4 protein-coding genes are annotated in these 3124 nt (G+C 64.9%); 3 read left to right on the forward strand and 1 reads right to left on the reverse strand.

Features of this window, described 5'->3' with window-relative positions:
* A partial coding sequence (locus tag VJ307_06430) for a M20/M25/M40 family metallo-hydrolase (protein ID HJX73777.1) occupies positions 1-354 on the reverse strand: 354 nt, incomplete at its 3' end.
* A gap of 143 nt (positions 355-497) precedes the next feature.
* On the opposite strand from VJ307_06430, the gene gmd reads away from it, so the two are divergent.
* The 3 genes from gmd to VJ307_06445 form a co-directional block, all read left to right on the forward strand.
* Positions 498-1538, forward strand: a complete 1041-nt coding sequence (gmd, locus tag VJ307_06435) for a GDP-mannose 4,6-dehydratase (GenBank protein HJX73778.1) — start codon at positions 498-500, stop codon at positions 1536-1538.
* 10 nt (positions 1539-1548) lie between these two features.
* Positions 1549-2562 (forward strand): GDP-L-fucose synthase, encoded by a 1014-nt coding sequence (locus VJ307_06440; GenBank protein ID HJX73779.1) that lies wholly within the window; start codon positions 1549-1551, stop codon positions 2560-2562.
* A partial coding sequence (locus VJ307_06445; protein ID HJX73780.1) for a GDP-mannose 4,6-dehydratase occupies positions 2559-3124 on the forward strand: 566 nt, incomplete at its 3' end. The genes VJ307_06440 and VJ307_06445, both read left to right, overlap by 4 nt.

The following is a 3124-nucleotide window of genomic DNA, read 5'->3' on the forward strand; positions in this document are numbered from 1 at the left end:
CCGGGCGGCGCCGATCGCGGCGCACAGGTGCGCCACCCCGAGCCCCTTGGTGTCCAGCGTCCCGCGGCCGTACATGTATCCGTCCCGGATCTGCGCGGAGAACGGCGGAACGCTCCACTCCTCCGCCCGCGCCGGCACGACGTCCATGTGATGGATGAGGACGAGCCCGGGCTCCTCCGTCCCGCCCACGTGGCACAGGACGTTCGGCTTCTCCGGGGTCGCCCCGAACGTGACCGGCGTGAGATCGTTCTCGACCAGCACCCGGCACAGAAGCTCCGCCGCCGCGCGGCAGTCCCCGGGCGGGTTCGTCGTGTCGATCCGTACGTATTCCGCGAGCAGGGTTACGGGGTCCATCGTTGAATTATGTCCCCCATTCCGATTAGAATTCAACCAGCCCCAAGAACAGGGACGTTCTTGGGATGAAAAGTTTTCGGCTGCTCCGGGCGCTGCCCGCTCATGAAAAGTTTTAAGAACGTCCCTATGCTTTAGGAGGGCATATGCCCAAAGCGCTGATCACCGGCATCACCGGCCAGGACGGCTCCTATCTCGCGGAGTTCCTCCTCGCCAAAGGATACGAGATCCACGGCGTCATCCGCCGCGCGTCCACCTTCAACACGGGCCGGATCGACCACGTTTACGTCGACCCCCACGTCACCGGCGCCCGGATGTTCCTCCACTACGGCGACCTCGCCGACTCGGGCCAGATGACCAACCTCATCTACAATCTCCAGCCCGACGAGATCTACCACCTCGGCGCGCAAAGCCACGTCCGGGTCTCCTTCGACATCCCCGAGTACACCGGCGACGTCACCGGCATGGGCACCACGCGGATCCTCGAGGCGCTCCGCCGGGCCAACGGGAAAGCGCGGTTCTACCAGGCCTCCTCCAGCGAAATGTTCGGCGCCTCCTCCCCGCCGCAGAACGAGAAGACCCCGTTCTACCCCCGCTCCCCCTACGGGGCGGCGAAGGTCTACTCCTACTGGATGGCGGTGAACTACCGGGAGGCGTACGGCACGTTCGCCAGCAACGGCATCCTCTTCAATCACGAGTCCCCCCGTCGCGGCGAGACGTTCGTCACGAGAAAGATCACCCGCGCGATCGCGGCCATCAAGGCGGGCAGGCAGAAGGACCTGTTCCTCGGGAACCTCGACGCCCGAAGGGACTGGGGGTTCGCCCTCGAGTACGTGGATGCGATGTGGCGAATCCTCCAGCACGACCGCGGCGACGATTTCGTGGTCGGGACCGGCGAGTCGCACTCGGTGAAGGAATTCCTCGAGGAGGCGTTCGCCTACGCCGGCCTGGACTGGAAGCAGCACGTCAAGATCGATCCGAAATATTTCCGCCCCACGGAGGTGGAGAACCTGGTCGCGGACGCCTCCAAGGCGAGGAAGCTTCTCGGCTGGGAGCCGAAGGTCTCCTTCCGGGATCTGGTCCGCATCATGGTGGACGCCGACATGAAGGAGGCCGGGCTCTCCCCCCCGGGGGAGGGACGCAGGATCCTGGCGCAGAAGGGTTTCCCCGCAGGGGTGAAATATTGAAGGAGGGACGATGCCCGCCCGGGCGGTGAAAAAGGGAAAAGGCCGGCCTAAAAGTTTCTTCGCGGGGAAGAAGATCCTGTTGACCGGGGGCGCAGGCTTCCTCGGGCGGTCGGTCATCCACCATCTCGTCGAGCGGGGCGCGCGCCTCAAAGACATCTTCATCCCCCGCTCCGACCAGTACGACCTGCGCTTCCAGATCGCGTGCGCGAAGGTCGTCACGGGCCAGGACATCGTGATCCACCTGGCCGCCAACGCGGGCGGGATCGGGTGGAATTGGAAGCACCCCGGGGCGCTCTTCTACGACAACATCGCGATGGGGGCCCTCCTCATGGAAGAGGCGCGCCGCGCCGGCGCCGAGAAGTTCGTCCAGATCGGCACGGTCTGCTCGTACCCGTTCCGACCGCCCCGCATCCCCTTCCGGGAGGACGACCTCTGGCAGGGGTATCCCGAAAGGACGAACGCCCCCTACGGGATCGCGAAGAAAGCGCTCCTCGTAATGGGGCAGGCGTACCGGGAGGAGTACGGCTTCCGCGTCATCTACCTGCTCCCGGTGAACCTCTACGGCCCGGGCGACCACTTCTTCGAGCCCGAGAAATCCCACGTCATCCCCGCGCTCATCCGCAAGTTCGTGGAAGCGAGGGAGGGGAAGGCCAAGGAAGTCGGGATCTGGGGAAGCGGGCTGTACGAGGGCGCGCCCGTCTCCCGGGAGTTCCTCTACGTCGACGATGCCGCCGAGGCGATCGTCCTGGCCGCCGAGAAGTACGACAAGCCCGCCCCGGTCAACATCGGGTCGGGGCAGGAGATCGCGATCAACGACCTCGTGGAGATGATCCGCAGGATGACGGGCTACCGGGGCAAGGTCGTGCGCGACCTGAGCAAGCCGGACGGCCAGCCGCGCCGCTGCCTCGACACCTCCCGGGCGAGGGAGGAGTTCGGTTTCATCGCCCGCACCCCCTTCGAGGAAGGGTTGCGCAGGACGATCGAGTGGTACGAGATCGCGCGGAAGGAGAGGCATCTGCCATGAAACGGGTCCTGATCACCGGCGGCGCGGGGTTCATCGGCTCGCACCTGTGCGAGAGACTGCTCGCGCGCGGGGACGAAGTGCTCTGCATCGACAATTTCTTCACCTCCCGGCGGGCGAACATTTTGCACCTCCTCGACAATCATATGTTCGAGTTCATGCGCCACGACATCACCTGGCCCCTGTACGTCGAGGTGGACGAGATCTACAACCTGGCGTGCCCCGCCTCCCCCATCCACTACCAGTTCGATCCCGTCCAGACCACCAAGACGAATGTCCACGGGTCGATCAACATGCTCGGCCTCGCAAAAAGACTCAAGGTCAGGATCCTCCAGGCCTCGACCTCGGAAGTCTACGGGGACCCGACCGAGCATCCCCAGAAGGAATCCTATTGGGGGAACGTCAACCCGATCGGCCCCCGCTCCTGCTACGACGAGGGGAAGCGGTGCGCCGAAACGCTCTTTTTCGACTACCACCGCCAGCACAAGCTCAACATCCGGGTCGTCCGGATCTTCAATACGTTCGGGCCGAGGATGCACCCGAACGACGGGCGGGTGGTCTCCAA

This window comes from Candidatus Deferrimicrobiaceae bacterium, from assembly GCA_035256765.1.
In the GTDB taxonomy this organism is placed as follows: Bacteria; Desulfobacterota; Deferrimicrobia; order Deferrimicrobiales; family Deferrimicrobiaceae; genus CSP1-8.

What these genes read in the sequence shown, in the direction of transcription:
- gmd (HJX73778.1), top strand. Translation starts at nt 498, where the DNA reads ATGCCCAAAGCGCTGATCACCGGCATCACCGGCCAGGACGGCTCCTAT.
- VJ307_06440 (HJX73779.1), top strand. Translation starts at nt 1,549, where the DNA reads ATGCCCGCCCGGGCGGTGAAAAAGGGAAAAGGCCGGCCTAAAAGTTTC.